Below are 563 nucleotides of genomic sequence, written 5' to 3'. Positions count from 1 at the left end.
CCATGGATTATAGCCAAATCCTCGCTTGGCGCGAATGTCCGCAACAAACTCCGCGTCGACAATTGTAGCTGGGATGCCAAACTTTGCGGCGAGTTCTTCTTGCCACTGAAGCGTCATGCTTGAAGGCGCGGCTACAACGAAAAAATCCAGCCGGCGGCGCAGCATCAGTTCGCGCATTACCAAAGCCGCCTCGATCGTTTTGCCAAGGCCGACGTCGTCAGCGATCATCAGGTTGACACGAGGAAGATCCAACGCCTTGGCGAGCGGCACTAGTTGGTAAGGGGACAATTCAATGCCAGCTCTGAACGGCGCTTGAAACAGGCGCTGATCCGATGCTGTGGCGGTGTTCCATTGCAAATTCTGCAGATAGAGAGAAAAGGATCTCGGGTCGGTTGGCGCAGACTTACCCAAACCTTCCCAGGCCTGCTCGTCAACGAATTGCAGGTCGACTTCACACGCGGGAATGACCGTTTGCACATGACCTTGCGCATCGTCATCAATGCACACGATTTGCCATGTCGCTGGGTCGCCGCCATCGGCCTCTATGCCTTCTACCAGCCAGT

1 protein-coding gene is annotated in these 563 nt (G+C 55.4%); it reads right to left on the bottom strand.

What is annotated here, in order from left to right; genetic code table 11:
• Positions 1-477: DEAD/DEAH box helicase family protein (locus ACLD7X_RS18055; protein ID WP_482763997.1), on the bottom strand; the 477-nt coding region annotated here is incomplete at its 3' end.
• Between the last annotated feature and the right edge of the window lie 86 nt (positions 478-563).

It is taken from the genome of Aphanothece microscopica RSMan92 (assembly GCF_046613545.2).
In the GTDB taxonomy this organism is placed as follows: domain Bacteria; phylum Cyanobacteriota; class Cyanobacteriia; order PCC-6307; family Cyanobiaceae; genus NIES-981.
Note: the sequence above shows the minus strand (reverse complement) of the source record. Positions and strands in the feature narration are given on the sequence as shown.